The organism is Halopseudomonas sp. Lyrl_26 (assembly GCF_051948695.1).
Taxonomy (GTDB): Bacteria; Pseudomonadota; Gammaproteobacteria; order Pseudomonadales; family Pseudomonadaceae; genus Halopseudomonas; species Halopseudomonas formosensis.
In genome coordinates this window covers 245,319-265,319 of the sequence record NZ_JAYJLH010000005.1, presented here as the reverse complement: position 1 = coordinate 265,319, position 20,001 = coordinate 245,319, and the positions used below count along the sequence as shown (strand labels likewise).

16 protein-coding genes are annotated in these 20,001 nt (G+C 59.6%); 6 read left to right on the top strand and 10 right to left on the bottom strand.

What is annotated here, in order from left to right:
* Positions 1 to 11: 11 nt before the first annotated feature.
* Positions 12 to 1,769, top strand: coding sequence for an acyl-CoA dehydrogenase (locus tag VF673_RS09420; RefSeq protein WP_440291738.1), 1,758 nt, complete (start codon positions 12 to 14; stop codon positions 1,767 to 1,769).
* Between the two features lie 76 nt (positions 1,770 to 1,845).
* On the opposite strand, the gene VF673_RS09415 is transcribed toward VF673_RS09420, so the two are convergent.
* Positions 1,846 to 3,726: a feruloyl-CoA synthase gene (locus tag VF673_RS09415; protein WP_440291737.1), complete on the bottom strand. Its 1,881-nt coding sequence runs from the start codon at positions 3,724 to 3,726 to the stop codon at positions 1,846 to 1,848.
* Between the two features lie 219 nt (positions 3,727 to 3,945).
* Here VF673_RS09415 and VF673_RS09410 point away from each other — a divergent pair, with 219 nt between their 5' ends.
* The 4 genes from VF673_RS09410 (at position 3,946) to VF673_RS09395 (ending at position 8,260) form a co-directional block, all read left to right on the top strand.
* The gene (locus VF673_RS09410) at positions 3,946 to 4,776 is read left to right on the top strand and encodes a p-hydroxycinnamoyl CoA hydratase/lyase (protein ID WP_440291736.1); all 831 of its coding nucleotides are present in this window, start codon (positions 3,946 to 3,948) and stop codon (positions 4,774 to 4,776) included.
* A gap of 206 nt (positions 4,777 to 4,982) precedes the next feature.
* Positions 4,983 to 6,461, top strand: coding sequence for an aldehyde dehydrogenase family protein (locus VF673_RS09405; RefSeq protein WP_440291735.1), 1,479 nt, complete (start codon positions 4,983 to 4,985; stop codon positions 6,459 to 6,461).
* A gap of 102 nt (positions 6,462 to 6,563) precedes the next feature.
* Entirely contained in the window at positions 6,564 to 7,013 is a 450-nt protein-coding gene (locus VF673_RS09400) for a hotdog fold thioesterase (protein ID WP_440291734.1), read from the top strand.
* Between the two features lie 173 nt (positions 7,014 to 7,186).
* Positions 7,187 to 8,260, top strand: coding sequence for an MFS transporter (locus tag VF673_RS09395; RefSeq protein WP_440291733.1), 1,074 nt, complete (start codon positions 7,187 to 7,189; stop codon positions 8,258 to 8,260).
* 121 nt (positions 8,261 to 8,381) lie between these two features.
* On the opposite strand, the gene dmpG is transcribed toward VF673_RS09395, so the two are convergent.
* Genes dmpG through VF673_RS09365 form a run of 6 tightly spaced genes read right to left on the bottom strand, consistent with a single transcriptional unit; the run spans position 8,382 to position 14,691 of the window.
* Positions 8,382 to 9,401, bottom strand: coding sequence for a 4-hydroxy-2-oxovalerate aldolase (dmpG, locus tag VF673_RS09390; RefSeq protein ID WP_440291732.1), 1,020 nt, complete (start codon positions 9,399 to 9,401; stop codon positions 8,382 to 8,384).
* Complete coding sequence (locus VF673_RS09385) at positions 9,398 to 10,345, bottom strand: acetaldehyde dehydrogenase (acetylating) (RefSeq protein WP_440291731.1); 948 nt, start codon at positions 10,343 to 10,345, stop codon at positions 9,398 to 9,400. Before VF673_RS09385 ends, dmpG begins: the two co-directional genes overlap by 4 nt.
* 23 nt (positions 10,346 to 10,368) lie before the next feature.
* Positions 10,369 to 11,154 (bottom strand): 2-keto-4-pentenoate hydratase, encoded by a 786-nt coding sequence (mhpD, locus tag VF673_RS09380; RefSeq protein WP_440291730.1) that lies wholly within the window; start codon positions 11,152 to 11,154, stop codon positions 10,369 to 10,371.
* Positions 11,155 to 11,179: 25 nt separating this feature from the next.
* Positions 11,180 to 12,037, bottom strand: a complete 858-nt coding sequence (locus VF673_RS09375; RefSeq protein ID WP_440291729.1) for an alpha/beta fold hydrolase — start codon at positions 12,035 to 12,037, stop codon at positions 11,180 to 11,182.
* 40 nt (positions 12,038 to 12,077) lie between these two features.
* Positions 12,078 to 13,019, bottom strand: coding sequence for a 3-carboxyethylcatechol 2,3-dioxygenase (locus VF673_RS09370; RefSeq protein ID WP_440291728.1), 942 nt, complete (start codon positions 13,017 to 13,019; stop codon positions 12,078 to 12,080).
* Between the two features lies 1 nt (position 13,020).
* Positions 13,021 to 14,691: a bifunctional 3-(3-hydroxy-phenyl)propionate/3-hydroxycinnamic acid hydroxylase gene (locus tag VF673_RS09365; RefSeq protein WP_440291727.1), complete on the bottom strand. Its 1,671-nt coding sequence runs from the start codon at positions 14,689 to 14,691 to the stop codon at positions 13,021 to 13,023.
* 184 nt (positions 14,692 to 14,875) lie between these two features.
* Between VF673_RS09365 and VF673_RS09360 the strand changes: the two genes are divergently transcribed.
* Positions 14,876 to 15,679 (top strand): DNA-binding transcriptional regulator, encoded by an 804-nt coding sequence (locus tag VF673_RS09360; RefSeq protein ID WP_440291726.1) that lies wholly within the window; start codon positions 14,876 to 14,878, stop codon positions 15,677 to 15,679.
* Between the two features lie 82 nt (positions 15,680 to 15,761).
* Here the strand turns inward: VF673_RS09360 and VF673_RS09355 are convergent, their stop codons facing one another.
* The 3 genes from VF673_RS09355 to VF673_RS09345 are packed head-to-tail and all read right to left on the bottom strand — an operon-like array spanning position 15,762 to position 20,001.
* The gene (locus tag VF673_RS09355) at positions 15,762 to 16,940 is read right to left on the bottom strand and encodes an acetyl-CoA C-acyltransferase (protein WP_440291725.1); all 1,179 of its coding nucleotides are present in this window, start codon (positions 16,938 to 16,940) and stop codon (positions 15,762 to 15,764) included.
* Entirely contained in the window at positions 16,937 to 19,075 is a 2,139-nt protein-coding gene (locus VF673_RS09350; protein WP_440291724.1) for a 3-hydroxyacyl-CoA dehydrogenase NAD-binding domain-containing protein, read from the bottom strand. The genes VF673_RS09355 and VF673_RS09350 overlap by 4 nt, the downstream gene beginning before the upstream one ends.
* Complete coding sequence (locus tag VF673_RS09345; RefSeq protein WP_440291723.1) at positions 19,072 to 20,001, bottom strand: electron transfer flavoprotein subunit alpha/FixB family protein; 930 nt, start codon at positions 19,999 to 20,001, stop codon at positions 19,072 to 19,074. Before VF673_RS09345 ends, VF673_RS09350 begins: the two co-directional genes overlap by 4 nt.

Sequence of the window (20,001 nt, the reverse complement as noted above, 5' to 3'; positions counted from 1 at the left end):
GGAGTAAATCCATGCCGTATTACCAAGCGCCCTTACGCGACATGCGCTACGTCATCGAAGACTGGTTGCAGGCGCCCAACGCATGGCAGCAAATGCCAACCCTGGCCGGTCTCGACAGCAAACTCGCCGAACAGATTCTGGAAGAAGCAGCACGCTTTGCAAGTGGTATTCTGGCACCACTTAATGCCCCTGGTGACCAGCAGGGCTGCCGCTACGAGGACGGCAGAGTGTACACACCTGACGGCTTCCCGGCTGCCTATCGAGCTTTCACTGACGCGGGGTGGCCAGCGCTGACAGCACACCCGGACGATGGTGGTCAGGGCTTGCCACAATTGCTCAATGTCGCGCTGCTGGAGATGCTCTATGCCTGTAATCATGCCTGGTCGATGTACACCGGCATCGCCCATGGCGCTTATGAATGCCTGCGGCACCATGCCCCGGAGTGGCTTCGCGAACGTTATCTCCCAGCCATTGTCAGCGGTGAAATATTGCCCACCATGTGCCTCAGTGAGCCCCAGGCCGGTAGCGATGTCGGCCTGCTGCGTACCCGGGGTGAACCTGCCAGCGACGGCAGTTATCGCATAACAGGCAACAAGATCTTCGCGTCCGGTGGCGAGCATGATCTGACCGATAATATCCTCCATCTGGTATTGGCCAGATTACCCGATGCTCCAGCCGGCAGCCGCGGCATCTCCCTGTTCGTAGTACCCAAGCTGCTGGATGATGGCAGTCACAACGCGGTGCACTGCGATGGGCTTGAGCACAAGATGGGAATTCACGGCAGTGCTACCTGCGCTCTGCGCTTCGACGGTGCCAAGGGCTGGTTGCTGGGTGAGGAAAATCAGGGCCTGGCTGCCATGTTCGTCATGATGAACTCAGCGCGACTGTATGTCGGCATGCAAGGGTTGGGGCATACCGAGGCAGCGTGGCAAAGTGCTGCCGGCTACGCAGCTGAACGGCATCAGATGCGGGCAGCGAAACGTCCAGCCAACGCAGCCATTGCAGAGGCTGACCCAATCCATTTTCATCCGGCGATGCGCCACACTCTGCTTGGTCTGCGCGTAAGCAGTGAGGGCATGCGCATGCTGGGATACTGGGTCGCCCACATGCTGGATGAATCCGAGCATGCGGCAACACCAGAGCAGCGCTCAAGCGCTAACGAGCTATCCATGCTGCTGACTCCGTTGGTCAAGGCGCACTTCACAGAACAGGGTTTTCAGCAGGCCAGCGCAGCTCTGCAGGTTTTTGGTGGATACGGTTACAGTCAGGAATACCCTATCGAGCAAACGCTCAGGGATAGTCGTATCGCCATGATTTATGAAGGAACCAACGAAATTCAGGCCAACGACCTACTGCTACGCAAGATTCTGCGCAACCCTACCGCCCTACCCGCTCTACTGACGCAGTACAGCCAGGAGGCGTCGCTCAGCTCAGCAAATCCGACATGGTCCGGCGCAGCTGACTCACTGAAAGAGCATTGCTCCAGAATAGAGGAAGCGGTAGAGGCGATACGCCGGGCAGAAGTCGAAGACGCCGAAGCCCCCTATCGGGTCGCGGGATCTTTCTTGCGCTGGATGGCGCTGGTAAGTATGGGGTACGTCTGGTTACGCGCAGCACGTATCAGTAATGGACGTAATGATGACCCCGTGCATAGCCAAAAACAGGAGTCCGCCGGCTATTTCTTTGATTACTGCCTGCCACAGGCAACGTCCCATGAGGCTCTGGTTCAAGCTGGACTAACCGCCTGCCTACCTTTTATCGATATCTGACGAGCAAACAATGCTTCGATAACAATACAAACGGCCACCCAGCTATACCGGATGGCCGTTTGGAAGATTCAAGGATTCAGCTCCCCCTTACCTTGAGCATATCCTCTTCAAGATACAAACGATTGATCAGGCTTGCCCTAGCATTCAGAATTGCCCGCTGATTCAACGACCCCTTATCCGTAATCTCGCCCCTATCAAGAGAAGGCCCCTCCTCCGCCAATGCAGCCCAGGTAATATAGCTCGCGCTTCCCGTGGACTCGCTGTTGATCTGCCGCAGCCACTCCGAAAACCAGGCACGTACCGGCTCACTGGCCAGAACCTGAGCATCGCTGGCCTGCTCCCCAAGCTCCGAAAGGAGCCGACATTCAGCCATCCGAGGAAAGACCAGTAGCGCCAGAGCCGGGCGCTCGGGTGCCAGCACTACCACATCCTGCACATAGCGCGAGCCCATCAGAACCGCACTGGTACGCAGCGGACCGACATTGATGAAAACGCCGGAAGACAGTTTGAAGTCCTCAGCCAAGCGGCCATCGAACATCAGGCCCAACTGCGGATTGGCCTCGTCTACCAGACGCAACGCATCACCGGAGCAGTAGAAGCCCTCCTCATCGAAGGCCTCGATGTTCTGTTCAGGGCTGCGCCAGTAGCCCTGCATCAGGTTCGGTCCGCGGTAGCGCGCTTCCAACTTGCCATCCTGAGGCACCAGCTTGACCTCGCAGCCCGGCGCCGGGAGACCGACGTAGCCCGCGACAGATACAGGCCCAGTGGTAAAAGTGCAGGACGGCGCGGCCTCGGTCATGCCCAGGCCTGCCATCATCCGGATGCGTTCACCACAATGGGCCTCGGCCAAGTGATCAAGGCGATCCCAGATATCCTGGGAAAGCCCGGCAGCAGCAAAAAAGAATAGGCGGATGCGAGCGAAGAAGCGCTCACGCAGCTGCGCGTTCTGCTCCAGCGCGCCTACCAGCTCCTCCCAGCCACGCGGTACGGTAAGGTAAGCGGTGGGTGAGATTTCTTCGAGGTTGCACAGCGTCTCGGCAAAGCCTTGGGGTGTAGGGCGACCGCCGTCGATATAGAAGCTACCACCGTTATAAAGAACGATACCGAGGTTGTGGCTGCCGCCGAAGGTGTGATTCCACGGCAACCAATCAACCAGCACCGGCGGCTCCCTGGCAAACTCGGGAAAAGTCTGCAGCAACATCTGCTGGTTAGCGCAGAGCATACGCTGGGTGGTCGGCACTGCTTTCGGCAGTCTGGTCGAGCCGGAGGTGAAAAGGAACTTGGCGATGGTGTCACCATCCGTGGCGGCGAAGGCAGCGTCCGCCTCACCGCAGTCCGGTGCAACCAGCAGTTCGGCAAAAATACGGTGACTGCGACCGGACACTTCTCCACGCTCGAATACCAGCGACACATCAGCACCGATCACCGTTTCGATGGCACGGCAGAACGGGCCAGCATCGGTGGCAAATACCAAGCCCGGCTTCAGCAAGTCGACGATATGACGCAGCTTAGCCAGATCTTTGGAAAGTAATGAGTACGCTGGCGACACTGGGCAATAAGGAATACCCGCATACAGGGCGCCGAAGGCCAGTTGCAGGTGCTCCAGATCGTTGCCTGAAAGAATCAGCAAGGGGCGCTCGGCACTGAGCCCATAGCCCAGCAAATTCTGAGCGATACGCCTGGTGTTATCAAGCATCTGCGCGTAACTGATACGGCGCCACTCACCATGCTCGTCACGAGCTGCGGCGAAGGTCTGCTGCGGTCGCTCAACAGCCCAATGCAGCAAGCGCTCCAACAGGCGTTCAGGTAACGGCGCCAAAGCCTCGCGAGCATGCATATAAATGGTGCCATCGGCCTCACGGCGTATCTCCACCTCGGGATGGCCAATGGCAACCCGTCGATAACGTGCCCGTGGATAACGCTCTGACGCCAAAGGGTATTTTTTAGCACCTTTCATCTGAAAGCCCCCACCCATAAATTATTATCATCATTAATTATAAAAACACATCCCAAAGGGATAGCAGAGTCAACCACATCGGAATTATCAGCGCAATACGGGACGAACAGCGCGTAAAATTGACCGACGAACTGCATGGAAACCCAAAATAAGTTAATTGACATAACTAATTTGAGGCGATAGATTTTACCCACTATCAAAAAACGCAAGGGTACGCTTATGAGCAAGTACGAAGATCGTTGGCAGACTGTGAAAGTGGATGTAGATGGCGGCATAGCCTGGGTAACCCTAAACCGTCCAGAGAAGCGCAACGCGATGAGTCCCACTCTCAACCGCGAAATGCGCGACGTGCTGGAAACTGTAGAGCAGGACGCCGACGCCAAGGTGCTGGTTCTTACCGGCGAGGGTTCCGCCTGGACTGCCGGTATGGATCTGAAGGAATACTTCCGTGAGGTCGATGCCGGTCCGGAAATTCTTCAGGAACGCATTCGCCGTGACGCTTCAGAATGGCAGTGGAAGTTGCTGCGCATGTACACCAAACCGACCATCGCCATGGTCAATGGCTGGTGCTTTGGCGGCGCCTTCAGCCCGCTGGTAGCGTGCGATCTGGCAATCTGTGCCGACGAAGCCATCTTTGGCTTGTCCGAGATCAACTGGGGTATTCCTCCGGGCAATCTGGTCAGCAAAGCCATGGCCGATACCGTAGGGCATCGCGAATCGCTGTATTACATCATGACCGGAAAAACCTTCGACGGACGTAAAGCCGCAGAGATGGGACTGGTTAACCGCAGCGTACCGCTGGCGGAACTGCGTGATGCAGTACTGGAACTGGCTGCTGACCTGCTGGATAAAAACCCGGTCGTCTTGCGTGCAGCGAAAAACGGCTTCAAGCGCTGCCGCGAGCTGACATGGGAGCAGAACGAGGACTATCTGTACGCCAAACTCGATCAGTCGCGCCTGCTCGACACCGAAGGCGGACGCGAAGAAGGGATGAAGCAGTTCCTTGACGACAAGAGCATCAAACCCGGTCTGCAGGCCTACAGCCGCTGACCGGAACAGCCACGAGGCCAATAACCTCGTGGCTGCAGCAGGGAAGAAAGTAGCCTCTCTACCTTCTCGCCAGACACAATCCGAAACGAAGTTCCGCAGCATCCTGCAGACTGTATCTCGGTCGAAATGCACGGAAATCGTCTGTCTTCGAACCTGAATGAATGCACCGAAGCGGTCAGCTCCAGGCCGCTCGCAAGGAGAATAAAATGACCAGCTCACACACTCCCCCTTATGCGGTTTCCGGATCCCAATTCATTGCTGGTGGCTGGCGACCGGGCCGCTCAAAAAAAAAGCTCGATGATATCGACCCATTCACTGGCAAACAGTTACTGAGCATGCCTCTGGCATCTGCCGCAGATGTTAACGACGCTTACGAGGCGGCCCAGAAATCGCAGAAGGATTGGGCCAATACAGCGCCAGCAGAGAAGACCGCGCTACTCAACAAACTGGCCGAGGTAATGGAGCGCAGGGCAGACGAGATTACCTCATGGCTAATCAAGGAATCGGGTAGCACTCGAATCAAGGCCAGCTTCGAGTGCCACAGCACCCTCGGCCTGGTACGAGAGTACGCAACCATGCCATTCCAGGTCGAAGGACGAATCCTCACCAGCTATAAACCCGGTGAGCAAAGCTTCGTGTTTCGTGAGCCGCTCGGTGTAGTCGGTGTCATCAGCCCGTGGAACTTTCCTCTTTTCCTCAGCATGCGCTCGGTCATCCCTGCCATTGCATTAGGAAATACTGTTGTACTCAAACCCGCCAGCGATACCGCAGTCACCGGCGGCTTGCTCATTGCTCACTTATTCGAAGAGGCGGGCTTTCCGGCCGGAGTCTTCAACGTAATCGTGGGTGCTGGCTCAGAAATTGGTGACGCCTTCGTCGAGCACCCTATTCCCAGCTTTATCTCCTTCACCGGCTCGACGGATGTCGGCAGGAATGTAGGACGCATTGCCACTGGCGGAAAGCACATCAAACGAATTGCTCTGGAGCTTGGCGGCAATAGCCCCTTGGTGGTCCTGGACGATGCTGACCTCGAAGTAGCAGCCCATGCAGCAGTTGTAGGTCGATTCCTGCATCAGGGACAGATCTGCATGAGCGTCAACCGCGTCATCGTCGATCGCTCGGTCTATCGCGAGTTCAGTGCACTGGTCACTGAGCGCGTCAGCAAGCTGAAAGTTGGCGACCCGAATCAACCCGATACCGTTATCGGCCCAGTGATCAACCAGTCCCAGCTCAGCGGCCTATTGCGTAAAATAGACAATGCTCGCAGCGCCGGACTGACGGAGTTGGCTGGTGGCTCCGCCTCCGGTCTGGTGCTGCCGCCCCATGTATTCGGTGACGTTGAATTCGATCAAGAACTGGCCGCCGAGGAAACCTTTGGCCCAATCCTGCCACTGATCGTCGCGGACAACGAGCAGCATGCCCTCGACCTGGCCAACGCTGGCGAATATGGCCTTTCCAGTGCCGTATTCACAAGGGATATGGCCCGTGGTCTGGCCTTCGCACGCAACATTGTTGCCGGCATGACACACATCAACGATATAACAGTTGACGATCAACCCAACGCCCCGTTCGGCGGCGAGAAAAACTCGGGGCTGGGCCGGTTCAACGGGCACTATGCTTTGGACGAATTCACCCGCGCCCATTGGGTTACCTGGCAGGAAGGCGGCCACCATTACCCGTTCTGAGTTCTCTTTTCAGGATCGGTTTTCAAGGCAGAAGATAAGGTTCCAAACGGCGGCGCCAGTGACAAAACTGGCTCCTCCTCCAACAGATACAAGGACTATACAATGACGCTATGGCTACAACGCCCCAGCCTCGATGCGCTCAACAACTCGCTAAAAGGCAGCATTAGCGAGGGCTTGGATATTCGCTTTGAATTCATTGATGACGAATCGATCAGCGCCAGTATGGTTGTTGATTCCCGCACCCATCAACCTTTTGGCCTACTGCATGGAGGCGCCTCGGTGGTACTCGCCGAAACACTGGGCTCCACTGCCAGCTACCTTTGCATCGACAACAGCAAGTTCTACGCTTTGGGCCTTGAGATCAATGCCAACCACCTCCGCGGTCTGAGTAGCGGGCGAGTCTATGCCGTGGCACGAGCAGTACATGTGGGCCGTACGACCCATGTCTGGGATATCCGCTTGAGTGGCGAAGATTTCAAACTCAGCTGCATTGCACGCCTGACCATGACCATCGTGCCATGGGGCGATCAGCCAGCGAGATCGCTTATCTGACTCCCCTGCTTGCACCAGCCAACCGGGTTGATCGTACATAAGTCGCATCAAGAAAGTGCAAAAAAACAACAAGGAGACCCGCCATGATTCGTACACAGCCTCTAGCGGGCCGGGCCGCCCTGTGTGTCGCACATTGCGCAGGCCTGGTTGATCTGGTCGCGCTCCCCCTATGAGTGGGCGCACTGATCCAGCACTACCGCTTCGATTCGCAACAAGCCGGCCTGCTCGTGACGCTGTTTCTGGCTGGCGGCATGCTGGCCAGCCTGGCCGTTGCGCCCAGTTTCCACCGATTCACATCAGGACGTTGGCTGGCACTGGCTGGCTTTACCGTCGCGGCGCTGGCCTTCCAGCGCATGGCGGGCGCCGAAGGTTTCAGCGCCATGGCCCTGCTGCATATCGTGGGTAGCGCGGCCACCGGCATCGCTTTGAGCATGACGCATGGCACTGTGGCTCGCAGTGCCAACCCCCACCGCCTATTCGCTTGGTGCGGCACGGCCCAAGGGGTGTTTGCGCTGATATTCCTATCCACCATGCCCGGAGTCATGAGCCGCCTGGGCGCGCCTAGCGTGTTTTTGGCTTTCGCAGCCGTGATAGCGTTCGGCGCATTCGTGACCTTGTTCATGTTCCCAGCGCCGGAGTCGGCGGTTGTCCGGACCCCAAACCCCAACGTGTCTAGCCGCATACCTCGCATGTTCTGGGCAGGTGTACTTGGCGTGTGCTGCATGAGCATGGTGCAGTCCATGGCCTTTGGTTTTCTGGAGCGCGCTGGAGCCGACCGTGGCTTCGGTGCCGAGCGCATCACTATCGTGCTGGTAGCGCTGGGGCTGGTCAACCTGTTCCCGACTGCCATCGCCGCGTTACTGGAAAAGCGGGTGGCCGCGCGCAGTGTTCTAATGGTCGGACCGGTGGCACAAGCAATGGTAGTTATCGTCATATTTGCCTCCAACAATTACCTGCCCTATGCGATGGCGGGCTCGCTGTTGGTGGCCACTCTCCTGTTCACGCACGTATTCGCCTTCGGGCTGTTGGCTCGGCTGGATCTATCTGGCCGCGCACTAGCGGCCACGCCGGCGATGATGATGGCCGGCGCAGCCATCGGGCCGGTACTTGGCGGCACACTTATCAAGTTCTTTGGCTATCCGGCGCTGGGGGCCGCAGCAGCAGTGGCGGCGCTGATGGCGGTAATGTGCTTTCGTCTGTTGCCGGAAGAAGCACCTGCGCGGCTACAGGTGCCGGCCCTGGAGTAATCAGCCCATGGAAGTAACTGGTCGCAAGGCTATCCGGCGGCCAGCACCAGCATTTGCTGGCCACCAGTGGTGGCCGCTCATGACGTCACTTTTTCTTTACAAGTACAGTAATCGGTGAAGATCAGCGTTTAAGCAGATCCAGCGCCACATCCACAATCATGTCTTCCTGGCCGCCGACCATGCGGCGTTTGCCCAGTTCGACCAGTATGTCCACGGTCTTCAGACCGTATTTGTCCGCCGCCACCTCGGCGTGGCGCAGGAAGCTGGAATACACCCCGGCATAGCCGAGGGCCAGGGTTTCCCGATCCACCCGCACCGGCCGGTCCTGCAATGGCCGGACGATGTCGTCGGCCGCGTCCATCAGCGTGTACAGATCGGTACCATGGTTCCAGCCCAGGCGTTCGGCAGCGGCGATGAACACTTCCAGCGGCGCATTGCCCGCCCCGGCGCCCATGCCCGCCAGGCTGGCATCGATGCGGTCACAGCCCTCTTCCACCGCGACGATGGAGTTGGCCACGCCCAGGCTCAGGTTGTGGTGCGCGTGCATGCCGGTCTGGGTCTCGGGCTTGAGCACATCCTTCAGTGCCCGGAAGCGGTCACGGATATCCTGCATACCCATGGCACCGCCGGAATCGACCACGTACAGACAGGTGGCACCGTAGTCTTCCATCAGCTTGGCCTGCTGGGCCAGGCCCTGCGGGGTCTGCATATGGCTCATCATCAGGAAGCCGACGGTGTCCATGCCGAGCTTCCTGGCATGTTCGATATGCTGCTTCGACACATCCGCCTCGGTGCAATGGGTAGCGACTCGCACGATGCGCGCACCGGCACTGTAGGCGTTGTCCAGGTCGTGGGTAGTGCCGATGCCGGGCAGCAGCAGGGTGGCGATCTGCGCATGGCTGATGATATCCGCCACCGCCTCGATCCACTCCAGGTCGGAGTGAGCGCCAAAGCCATAGTTGAAGGAGGAGCCCTGCAGGCCATCACCGTGGGCCACTTCGATGGAGTCGACCCGGGCCTTGTCCAGCGCACGGGCAATGTCCTGCACATTCTGGATCGAATACTGGTGACGGATGGCGTGGCTGCCATCGCGCAGGGTCACGTCGGAGATATAGAGTTTGCGTTGCGGATCGAAGCTCATGCGGCACCTCCAGCAGTGAGCATGGACTGGGCCATACACTCGGCGGTGGCCAGCGCTGCCGAGGTCATGATGTCGAGGTTGCCGGCGTAGGCTGGCAGGTAGTGTGCGGCGCCTTCGACTTCGAGGAACACCGAGGTCTTCAGCCCGCTCATCCGGCCCACGCCGGGTACGTTGACCGGGGCGGATTCAGGAATCACATCGAACTGCACCTGCTGTTTCAGGCGGTAACCGGGCACATAGCGCTGCACCGCGGCGGCCATTTCCTCGACCGAGGCGGCGATCTGCTCCTGGTCGGCCAGCTCCGACAGCACGAACACGGTATCGCGCATGATCAGCGGCGGCTCGGCCGGGTTCATGATGATGATCGCCTTGCCCTTCTGTGCCCCGCCGATCACTTCAATCGCCTTGGAGGTGGTCTCGGTGAACTCGTCGATATTGGCCCGGGTGCCGGGGCCAGCGGATTTACTGGAGATCGAGGCGACGATCTCGCCATAGTGGACTTTTGCTACCCGGGACACCGCCGCGACCATGGGAATGGTCGCCTGGCCACCGCAGGTGACCATATTGACGTTGGTCTGGTTGAGGTGTTCTTCCAGATTGACCACCGGCACACAGTAGGGACCGATGGCCGCCGGGGTCAGGTCGATCATCCGCAAGCCGGGTTTCAACTCCCGCAGCAGCGCATCGTTACGCACATGGGCGCCAGCGCTGGTGGCATCGAACACGAAGTCGATATCGGCGAACTCCGGCATCTGCGCCAGCCCATCCACGCCCTGGTGGGTGGTGGCCACACCCAGGCGGGCGGCGCGGGCCAGGCCATCGGATTCAGGATCGATACCGACCATCACGGCCATCTCGATATGCTGCGCGTTGCGCAGGATCTTGATCATCAGGTCGGTGCCGATATTGCCCGAGCCGATGATCGCGGCTTTGAGTTTCTTCATGCTGTGTTTCTCCGTGGCGCGGCTCAGGCCGCGCTGAATTCGACGCCCACCTGACCGATGCCGCTGATGACGGCTTCAAAGCGGTCACCGGCCTGCACAGAAGCCATCGGGCCCAGGGCGCCGGTGAGAATGATGTCGCCGGCCTTCAGAGGATCGCCCAGGGAGGCCATCATCCGCGCCAGCCAGACAGCGGCATTCAGCGGGTGACCCAGGCATTCGGCGCCGCTGCCGCTGGAGACTTCTTCGCCGTTGCGGGTCATGTGCATGCTCGCCTGGCGCAGGTCAATGCCATCGAGACGGCGCGCCGGACCGCCCAGCACAAAGCAGCCGCTGGAGGCGTTGTCAGCAACCGTGTCGACAAAACGGATATCCCAGTTCTGCACCCGGCTACCGACGATTTCCAGTGCCGGCAGCACCCAGCCGGTAGCCGCCAGCACGTCGGCAAAGCTGGTATCAGCGCGCGGCAGATCGGCATCGAGGATCAGGGCGATTTCCGCTTCGATCTTCGGCTGCAGCACCCGGCTGATCGGCACTACTTCGTTATCGCCGTAGCACATATCGGCGAATAAGGTACCGAAGTCCGGCTGATCGACACCCAGTTGCGCCTGCACCTTGGGGTTGGTCAGGCCGATCTTGCGCCCGACCACGCGAGCCCCGGCCGCCACCGCATGGGCCACGTTGAGACGCTGGATGGCATAGGCGGCCTCGGTACCGATCTGTTCACGCAGCGGGGCAATCGCCTCGCCGCTCAGCTCGGCCTGCCGCAGCGCGGCGGCCAACTGTTCAAGAGTCTGTTGGTTGACGCTCATCATTCACCTCGCAACCGTGGCTGGATCAGTGGGTCAGGAAATCCAGTACCAGGCGGTTGAACTTGTCGGCATGTTCCCACTGGCACCAGTGCCCGCACTTGTTGAAGACGTGCAGCTGCGAGTTGAGAATGCCGGCGTTCAGGCGGTAGCCGGTATCGACCGGTACAAAGCGGTCATTGCGACCCCAGACGATCAGGGTCTCCGCCTTGATCTCGCCCAGGCGGGGGCCCTGATCCGGGAACTGCTTGAGGTTGGCTTCCAGGCTCTTGACGAAGTTTTCCAGGTGGTCCCTGCGCGCCAGCACGTTATCCAGCCGCGCCTTCATCAGGTCTTCAGTCAGATCGCTGGGGTCATAGACGAAGACCTGCATCATGCGATTGAGGTTTTCCAGCGTCGGCTCGCGGTACATGCCATTGAGCAGCTTGATGCCTTCGGTAGGCATGGACACGAACGGCGATACACCACCGGTGCCGCCACCCATCAACACCAGCTTGTCGATATTGCCGGGATTGTCGAGGGCGAAAGCCACTGCGGTATGTCCACCCATGGAGTTACCCAGGATGGAGATTGTCGGGATATCCAGTTGATCAATTACGGCCTTGAGCACCCGTGCATTCAGCTCCGAGCGCGACTGGGTGGAGACGATCGAGTCGCTCTTGCCCCAACCCGGGCAGTTGACCAGCAGTACCCGGAAGCCGGCATCGACCAGCGGGTCGATATTGCGGTTGAAGTTGGCCCAACCGGTCGCGCCCGGACCGGAGCCGTGCAGCATGACCACCACCCGCTCACCCTGACCGACGTCGTTGTAATGAATGTTCAGCTCAACGCCGCCTTCTTGCACTGTGACGAAATGGCTGGTGCTTTCTTCTGTGTACGTGTTCATCTGATTACTCCTGTTGACTCTCAAGAACCCGTCGCGGCACTCAGCAGCTGCGCGCACTCAGGCCACCGAAGCCGGCGATCCATTCGGGAATTTCGCGGTAATAGCGATGTGAGGTTTGATAAGGGCCAAACTCGGACAGCGCCGCGAAGGCGGCCAGCCAGCATTTGACCTCGTGGGTAGACTTGCCGGCGATGCGCGACAGCTCATCGTTGGGCAGGTTATCGAGTTCCTCGAGGTTGCCTTGCTCCAGCAGATCGAGGAACTGGTTGTCCCATTCCGGGTTCAGCGGATACAGACTGTTCTGGTCTTCCACGAACCGGGCAGCACCGGCAATGGTGCGCTGGGTGCGCAATTCGCGCTCCTCGGGCGGCAGGTTGAAACCCGACCCCAGCAGCCGGTCCCGCATATGTGCGTTGACGGTAGCCAGCTCCGGCACCGGTGGCTGATGCGACAGGCCACCGGAACCGAGGATCAATACGCGCTTGTTCAGTGAGCGGGCAAACCGGCCGACCGCCTCGCCCAGCAGCCGCGTACGCTGGAAGGTTGGCAGCGGCACCGCCACCGAGTTGATGAATATCGGAATCACCGGGCATACATCCAGACCGCCGACAAACTCGTCCAGCGGTTGACCGAAGCCGTGATCCACCTGCATGTCATAGGACACGGCGGTATCGATACCCTGTTCGATCACGTAGTTGGCAAACTGCTCGGCCAACTCCGTCGGCACCGAAATGCGGCCCTTGGCGGTGCCGAAATCGCCGATGGTGTAGGCATTCATGCCCATGCAGAAGGCCGGCATGATGTTGTAGAAGAAGCCGTTGAAGTGATCCGGCGAAAACAGCACCACCAATTCCGGGTCAAAGGCCTTGATCCGCTCATGGGCGGCGGCGACCTGCGCATCCACCTCGGCGCGAATCGCCGGGGCCGGGTCGAAATGGCCCTTGACCGGACTGTGCGACATGCAATGCAGATAGGCAGTCATATCAGGCCACCTGACGCACAGACGACGATGCTGGCTGCGCCACATCGGCCGCCAGTGCGGTGGCCAGCGCATCGGACACCTGGCCCAGCGTCTGCGGGATGGCGACCGCCGCGACAAAACGATCCGGGCGGACCATCGCAATCGAGGCCGGGAAGCGCCCGAACCACTCCTTGAGCCGACCGCTGCTGTCGCCGACCCGGATGACCCCTGGGCTCACGTCAGACGCCGCCTTGAGCTGAACATCGGGCAGCACCTGGATGAAACGGGTTCCCAGATCCGTCCAGAAGCGGACCTGCTCGGGACTCAGCCCCCGGCTCGGATCGGAGCCCCAACCGATCACGGCAAAACCGTCACCGATGATATCGTCGAGCAGCTTTGTCTCACCGGCTTCGGTGAGCACCTTCGGCTGGATGAACATCTTGCCCACTGGCGAGTGCTTAGCCTTGGGCTGCATCGGCACCAGAGCACCGGCGTTGTATTGCGGCATGGGCTTGAAGCGCATTTCCAGGAAGTAGCGCTTGACCGGCGGCAGATAATTCAACAGCCAGGAAATGCCGTCACGCAGGGTACCCTGCCAGCGCTTTGGCGGAGCCAGTACGTGGCCTGCCAGCACCGAGAGGCCAATCATCGACCTGGCATGTTCGCGGCGTTCCTGCTCATAGGTATCCAGCAGTCTCGGATCAGCCAGCTTCTTCGCCACCAACGCCAGTTTCCAGCCCAGGTTGGAGGCATCGCGCATGCCGCTGTTGTAGCCCTGCCCCTGCCACACCGGCATGATATGCGCGGCGTCGCCAGCCAGAATGATCCGCCCGTCGCGGAACCTGTCTGCCAGTCGGGCATTGTGGGTATAAACGCGGCTACGGATCAGATCCACCTTGTCCGGATCGGGCAATACCTTGGCCAGCAGCTTGCGCATGTTTTCCGGACGGCTCAGCTCCTCTTCCGTCTCGCCGGGCATGACCATGAACTCGAAGCGGCGCACGGCGTGCGGCAGCGCAGCCGACACATAGGGCCGCACCGGGTCACAGCACAGGTAGACATGCGGCGTGCTCAGCGGGTCATTGGCCAGATCCACCACTATCCACTGGTTCGGCGCGGTCTTGCCTTTAAAGCCGATACCCAGGTTCTTGCGCACGATACTGTTACCGCCATCACAGGCCACCAGATAGTCGGCGCGGATGCTTTCGGTGGCGCCGCCGGGCGCCTCAACCTGCAGCGTCACGCCGGCGTCATCCTGGGAAAAGCTCATCAGCTCCCGGGAAAACACCGTGCGCACGTTGCTGAAACGGCTCAGCCCGGCGAACAGCGCGGCGTCAACCTGGGGTTGGATGAAGGCATTGCGCCGGGACCAGCCGAACTCGTCGGTCATCGGCTGGATATCGGCAAAGCAGCGCCCCTTGGGGGTCAGAAAGCGCATGGCGTGCCAAGGCGTTGTATGCGGCAGGACGTTGTCGATCAGACCGATGGCCTGGACGGTACGCAGCGACTCGTCATCAATGCCGATGGCACGGGGATAATCGATCAGCTGGTCGAGCTTCTCGATAACCAGGACATCGATACCGGACTGGCCAAGGTAATTGGCAATAGTCAAACCTACTGGGCCGGCTCCCAGAATAACTATCTGGGCAGAGAGATCCGTCGAAGCTGTAGCGCTGGTTGCATTGTTATTCATTGAAAACCTCACGGCTTGATCGCGTGCAAACGTCAGGGTGTTTGCCGGAATCGCCATCCTGCTGAAGATGGCTGTGCTCTTTTGTCGCAGTGAGTATATGAATGGGTTTTTTGACCTACAATGAAAATCAGCCCTCATGTGCACCCAGTGCACAGACATGATTTACATGGAAATTTCGCTGAAAATGACTGAAACAAGCCGTTCCGGCTACAAAACCGTACGCGGACTGACACGCGGTCTAGACCTGCTCAACATGCTCAACCGGATAGATGGAGGGGCCAGCACCGCCCGTCTGGCAGAGTTGACCGGACTGCATCGAACCACCGTTCGACGCCTGCTGGAGACACTCCAGGCCGAGGGGTATGTCAGGCGCAGCGAGTCGGATGACAGTTACCGGCTGGAATTGAAAGTCAGGGAGCTGAGCGAAGGCTTTCGCGATGAACAATGGATTTCCGCCACGGCAGCGCCGCTGCTGGCCGAACTGCTACAGAAGGTAGTCTGGCCATCCGATCTGACCACCCTGGATGTGGACGCCATGGTGGTCAGGGAAACCACCCACCGTTTCAGCCGCCTGTCCTTCCACCGCTCCATGGTCGGGCGCCGCCTGTCCCTGTTGCAGACCGCCGCCGGCATGACCTATCTGGCCTATTGCCCGGATACCGAGCGGGAACAGCTCATCGATATGCTGGCCCGCCGGGCCGATGAGGAATACCAGCTCGCCCGGGAACCAGCCCGGCTGGAAAACCTGTTGCTGCGCACGCGCCACAAGGGCTTTGGTGAAAACTACAAGAACTGGAACCAGGAAGAGAAGGTAGCAGCCATTGCCGTACCCGTGCATAGCGGAGAGCGTCTGCTCGGCTGTCTGAGCCTGGTCTATATGGCCTCTGCCATGAGCATTGAACAGGCCGCCGAACGCCATCTCGGAAGCCTGCAACGCACTGCAGAGCGACTGGAAACTGAACTCTGCCACACTGCCGGCCAGTTCTGACTCTCTCTGGGTTATCGGCCACCGGCTCAACGACAGGGTTGGAGTAGCCCCCCAGCAGGGGGCCAACCCTGGTATAAGACCATCAGGGTAATACTTCAAATAATCCGGCTGCGCCCATACCTCCACCGATGCACATTGTCACCACTACAAAGCGAACTCCGCGGCGCCGACCTTCAAGCAACGCGTGACCGACGAGACGCGATCCACTGACGCCGTAGGGATGGCCTACTGCAATGGCTCCACCGTTTACGTTGAGCCTATCGTCAGGTATACCCAGGCGATCACGACAATAAAGAACCTGAACAGCAAAGGCTTCGTTGAGTTCCCATAGGCCGATATCCTCCACTTTCAGCCCAGCCTTACTGAGTAGCTTAGGCACAGCAAACACCGGGCCGACGCCCATCTCATCAGGCTCGCAACCTGCCACCTGAAAACCACGGAAGATGCCCAGCGGACTCAACCCACGGCGCTCAGCAACCTGCGAGCTCATCACCACGCACGCTGAGGCACCGTCAGACAGCTGGCTGGCATTACCTGCGCTGACAACGCCCTGTGGCAGCACAGAACGGATCTTAGCAACCCCTTCCAGCGTAGTATCGCTTCGTATACCTTCATCATCTGCGACAGTCACTGGCTGTGCACGGATGCTGCCATCTGCCTGCACAACCGCCATCCGTGTAGCCAGCGGCACGATTTCGTCATCGAATAGTCCTTCGGCGCGCGCCCGCGCAGCATTCTGCTGGCTACGCACCCCATACTCGTCCTGCCGTTCGCGGGATATGCCATAGCGCTTGGCGACTATTTCGGCCGTTTCCAGCATGCCCCAGTACACTTCCGGACGGTGTTCCTTGATCCAGTCTTCTTTCATGCTGAAGGTGTTAGCGTGCGACTGAACCAGGGTAATGGACTCGACGCCGCCAGCCACGTAGATATCGCCTTCACCAGCGATGATGCGCTGGGCGGCCAGGGCGATGGATTGCAAGCCTGTAGCGCAGAAGCGGTTGATACTGAACCCGCTGGTAGCGACTGGACAGCCGGCACGCAACGCTGCCAGTCGAGCCATGTTGGTACCTGCAGCCCCTTCCAGGAAGGCACTGCCGAGAATCACATCCTCGACCTCTGCCGCTTCGATTCCCGCACGCTTGATAGCATGGCCGACCACGTGCCCTCCCAGTGTCACTGGATGGGTCATATTGAAGCCGCCTCTGTAAGATTTGGCCAGGCCAGTACGGGCGGTTGAGACGATGACTGCTTCGCTCATGATTTCTCCGATTGATTAAGGGCGCTGGAGGATTGCTCACGCTCGGCAAGCTGGCAAAGCAGTGCAGATGGGCGCCAGAAGTCTTCGCAGCGCTGATAGTCATGTCCCCCGGCGAAATGCCGCATTCTTGCGAACACGTACTTCAGACCGAGCTGATCAGCACAGAACATGGGGCCACCACGCCAGCGGGGGAAACCGTAGCCAGCCGTGTACACCACATCGATATCAGATGAGCGCTGGGCAATTCCCTCTTCGAGAATTTTTGCGCCTTCGTTGATCAGCGCGAACAGCAGCCTTTCGACGATTTCTTCATCGCTGATGATGCGCCGCTGAATACCGAGTCGGCGGGATTCAGCCTCTATAGCGGCGTTCACCTCCCCGCTGGGCTCCGGGGCGCGCTGACCTGGAACATAATCGTACCAACCACGGCCAACCTTTTGACCGAAACGGCCCATACGGGTAATGGCATCGAAGTTTCTGGAATAAACCAGATTCGGATTCTGCGTCAGACGCTGCTCACGAATCTGCGCTCCCAGATCATTCCCCGCGAGATCGCTCACACGGAATGGCCCCATAGCCATACCCCAGCGCTCAATGGCACGATCCACTTGGTGAGGCAACGCTCCTTCGTCCAACAGCAGACCTGCCTGCATCATGTAAGGCTGGAGCATACGATTACCGATGAAGCCTTCGCACACGCCCGACACCACCGCGGTTTTACCTATGCGCCGAGCGAATGCCATGGCGGTTGCCATGACTTCCGGGGCAGTGCGTTCGCCCTCCACGACTTCGAGCAGCTTCATCACCTGGGCTGGACTGAAGAAGTGCAGGCCGAGCACGTCCTGCGGACGTCCGGTGAAGGCTGCGATCTGATTGATATCGAGCATCGAGGTGTTGCTGGCCAGCAATGCTCCCGGGCGGGCCAGCGCATCGATCTGCTCGAACACCTCACGTTTGGCCTGTAAGTCTTCAAATATCGCTTCGATCACCAGATCCGCCTCGGCTACACCCTGGTAGTCGAGTGCTCCCTTGATCAGGCTGAGCTGCTGTTCTGCCTGTTGCGCCGAAAGCCGACCCTTTTTCTGCGCCCCCTCGTAGTGCTGACGCACAGTCATGAGGCCACGATCGAGCGCGTTCTGATCACGCTCCACCATGGTGACTGATAAGCCGCCATTGGCCAGGCTGATGGTAATCCCTGAGCCCATGGTACCGCCGCCGATGACCACAGCACGCTCGACTGGGCGCGGGCTCGTCGCTGACGGCAGGCCCTCCACTTCCAGCGCCTTTCGTTCAGCCAGGAAGACATGACGCAACCCGGCAAACTGCGCAGTGGTGCGCAAGCGGGAGAAGACCTCGAACTCACCCTCCAGACCCTGTTGAAATGGCAGCGTGGTGGCGAACTCGACGCAGTCGACACCGGCTTCCGGCGCAGGCAACCCACGCGACTGCGCTTTGGCTGTCGCTCTGGCATAAGCAAAGAAAGCCGCCGCGTCGTGCATGTGTACGCTCAACTGCCCCGTGCGCCGCAGTGCTGAACCAGACCCCACCTGATCGGCTAGCTTCAGAGCCAATGCCTGAGCCGCATCCAGAGGTGAATCGCTGGTAAGTTGGTCGAACAGCCCGCTGTCACGCATGGTATATGCCTGACAGGTTCTCCCCTGAACAATCAGGTTGAGTGCCGTTTCGACGCCCACCAGGCGGGGTAAACGTTGAGTGCCGCCAGCGCCGGGGATCAAGCCCAGATGCACTTCGGGTAAACCGACCAGGGCCTGCTCATGCGCCACCCTCGCATGGCAAGCCATAGCCAGCTCCAGGCCACCGCCCAGAGCCATGCCGTGTATCGCAGCAACAACCGGCTTTGGACTATCCTCAATCAGACCGAACAGAGCCATAAGCGACGGGGACTGGGTTATGGCTGGCAGATCGAATTCGGTGATATCGCCGCCAGCACAGAAACCACGGCCTGCACCGGAGAGAACAATCGCTCGAACAGCCCGGTCTGCGATGGCGACGCGCAGAGCCTCCTCCAGGCGCAGACGCAGCGCAAGCCCCAATCCGTTGACCGGCGGGTTGTCCAGGGTTATCACCGCAACCCCAGCCACTAACTGATAAGGTGACAATGCTTGTTGGCTCATAATGATTTCACCAGATCAGGTACTGCCGTAAAAAGATCAGCTACCAGGCCATAGTCGGCCACCTGGAAGATCGGTGCTCCCTCGTCCTTGTTGATCGCAACAATGACCTTGGAGTCCTTCATACCGGCCAGGTGCTGGATCGCGCCGGAGATGCCGACGGCGATGTACAGCTGGGGAGCGACGATCTTGCCGGTCTGACCGACCTGCATGTCGTTCGGCACGAAGCCGGCATCCACCGCAGCGCGGGAGGCGCCCACGGCAGCCCCCAGCTTGTCAGCCAGGCTGTACAGCAGCTGGAAGTTGTCGCCGTTCTGCATGCCGCGACCACCGGAGACCACGATCTTGGCACCGGCCAGTTCGGGGCGGTCGGACTTGGCCAGTTCTTCGCCAACAAAGGCGGAGATGCCGGCGTCCTGGGCCGAGGCAACGGCTTCGATGGCGGCGCTGCCACCTTCGGCAGCCACGGCGTCAAAGCCGGTGGCACGTACGGTGATCACCTTCACCGCGGCGTCGGACTTGACGGTGGCGATGGCGTTACCGGCATAGATCGGACGCTTGAAGGTGTCCGGGCTCTCGACGCTGATGATCTCGGAGATCTGGTCAACGTCCAGCAGGGCAGCCACGCGCGGCAGGTAGTTCTTGCCGTTGGTGCTGGCCGGGGCCAGGATGTGGCTGTAACCCTTGCCGATCTCGGCGATCAGCAGAGAGACGTTTTCCGGCAGCAGGTTGGCGTAGGCGGCGTTGTCGGCCACCAGCACCTTGGAAACACCGGCGATCTTGGCAGCGGCTTCCGCTACTGCGCCACAGCCGGCACCGGCAACCAGTACCTCGATGTCGCCACCGATGGCATGGGCAGCAGCCACGGTGTTCAGGGTGGCGGCATTCAGTTCGGCGTTGTTGTGTTCAGCAATAACCAGAATCGTCAT

Bases quoted from the DNA above. Each gene is read 5' to 3' on its own strand.
- VF673_RS09420 (WP_440291738.1), top strand. From the start codon at position 12: ATGCCGTATTACCAAGCGCCCTTACGCGACATGCGCTACGTCATCGAA.
- VF673_RS09415 (WP_440291737.1), bottom strand. From the start codon at position 3,726: ATGAAAGGTGCTAAAAAATACCCTTTGGCGTCAGAGCGTTATCCACGG.
- VF673_RS09410 (WP_440291736.1), top strand. From the start codon at position 3,946: ATGAGCAAGTACGAAGATCGTTGGCAGACTGTGAAAGTGGATGTAGAT.
- VF673_RS09405 (WP_440291735.1), top strand. From the start codon at position 4,983: ATGACCAGCTCACACACTCCCCCTTATGCGGTTTCCGGATCCCAATTC.
- VF673_RS09400 (WP_440291734.1), top strand. From the start codon at position 6,564: ATGACGCTATGGCTACAACGCCCCAGCCTCGATGCGCTCAACAACTCG.
- dmpG (WP_440291732.1), bottom strand. From the start codon at position 9,401: ATGAGCTTCGATCCGCAACGCAAACTCTATATCTCCGACGTGACCCTG.
- VF673_RS09385 (WP_440291731.1), bottom strand. From the start codon at position 10,345: ATGAAGAAACTCAAAGCCGCGATCATCGGCTCGGGCAATATCGGCACC.
- mhpD (WP_440291730.1), bottom strand. From the start codon at position 11,154: ATGAGCGTCAACCAACAGACTCTTGAACAGTTGGCCGCCGCGCTGCGG.
- VF673_RS09375 (WP_440291729.1), bottom strand. From the start codon at position 12,037: ATGAACACGTACACAGAAGAAAGCACCAGCCATTTCGTCACAGTGCAA.
- VF673_RS09370 (WP_440291728.1), bottom strand. From the start codon at position 13,019: ATGACTGCCTATCTGCATTGCATGTCGCACAGTCCGGTCAAGGGCCAT.
- VF673_RS09365 (WP_440291727.1), bottom strand. From the start codon at position 14,691: ATGAATAACAATGCAACCAGCGCTACAGCTTCGACGGATCTCTCTGCC.
- VF673_RS09360 (WP_440291726.1), top strand. From the start codon at position 14,876: ATGACTGAAACAAGCCGTTCCGGCTACAAAACCGTACGCGGACTGACA.
- VF673_RS09355 (WP_440291725.1), bottom strand. From the start codon at position 16,940: ATGAGCGAAGCAGTCATCGTCTCAACCGCCCGTACTGGCCTGGCCAAA.
- VF673_RS09350 (WP_440291724.1), bottom strand. From the start codon at position 19,075: ATGAGCCAACAAGCATTGTCACCTTATCAGTTAGTGGCTGGGGTTGCG.
- VF673_RS09345 (WP_440291723.1), bottom strand. From the start codon at position 20,001: ATGACGATTCTGGTTATTGCTGAACACAACAACGCCGAACTGAATGCC.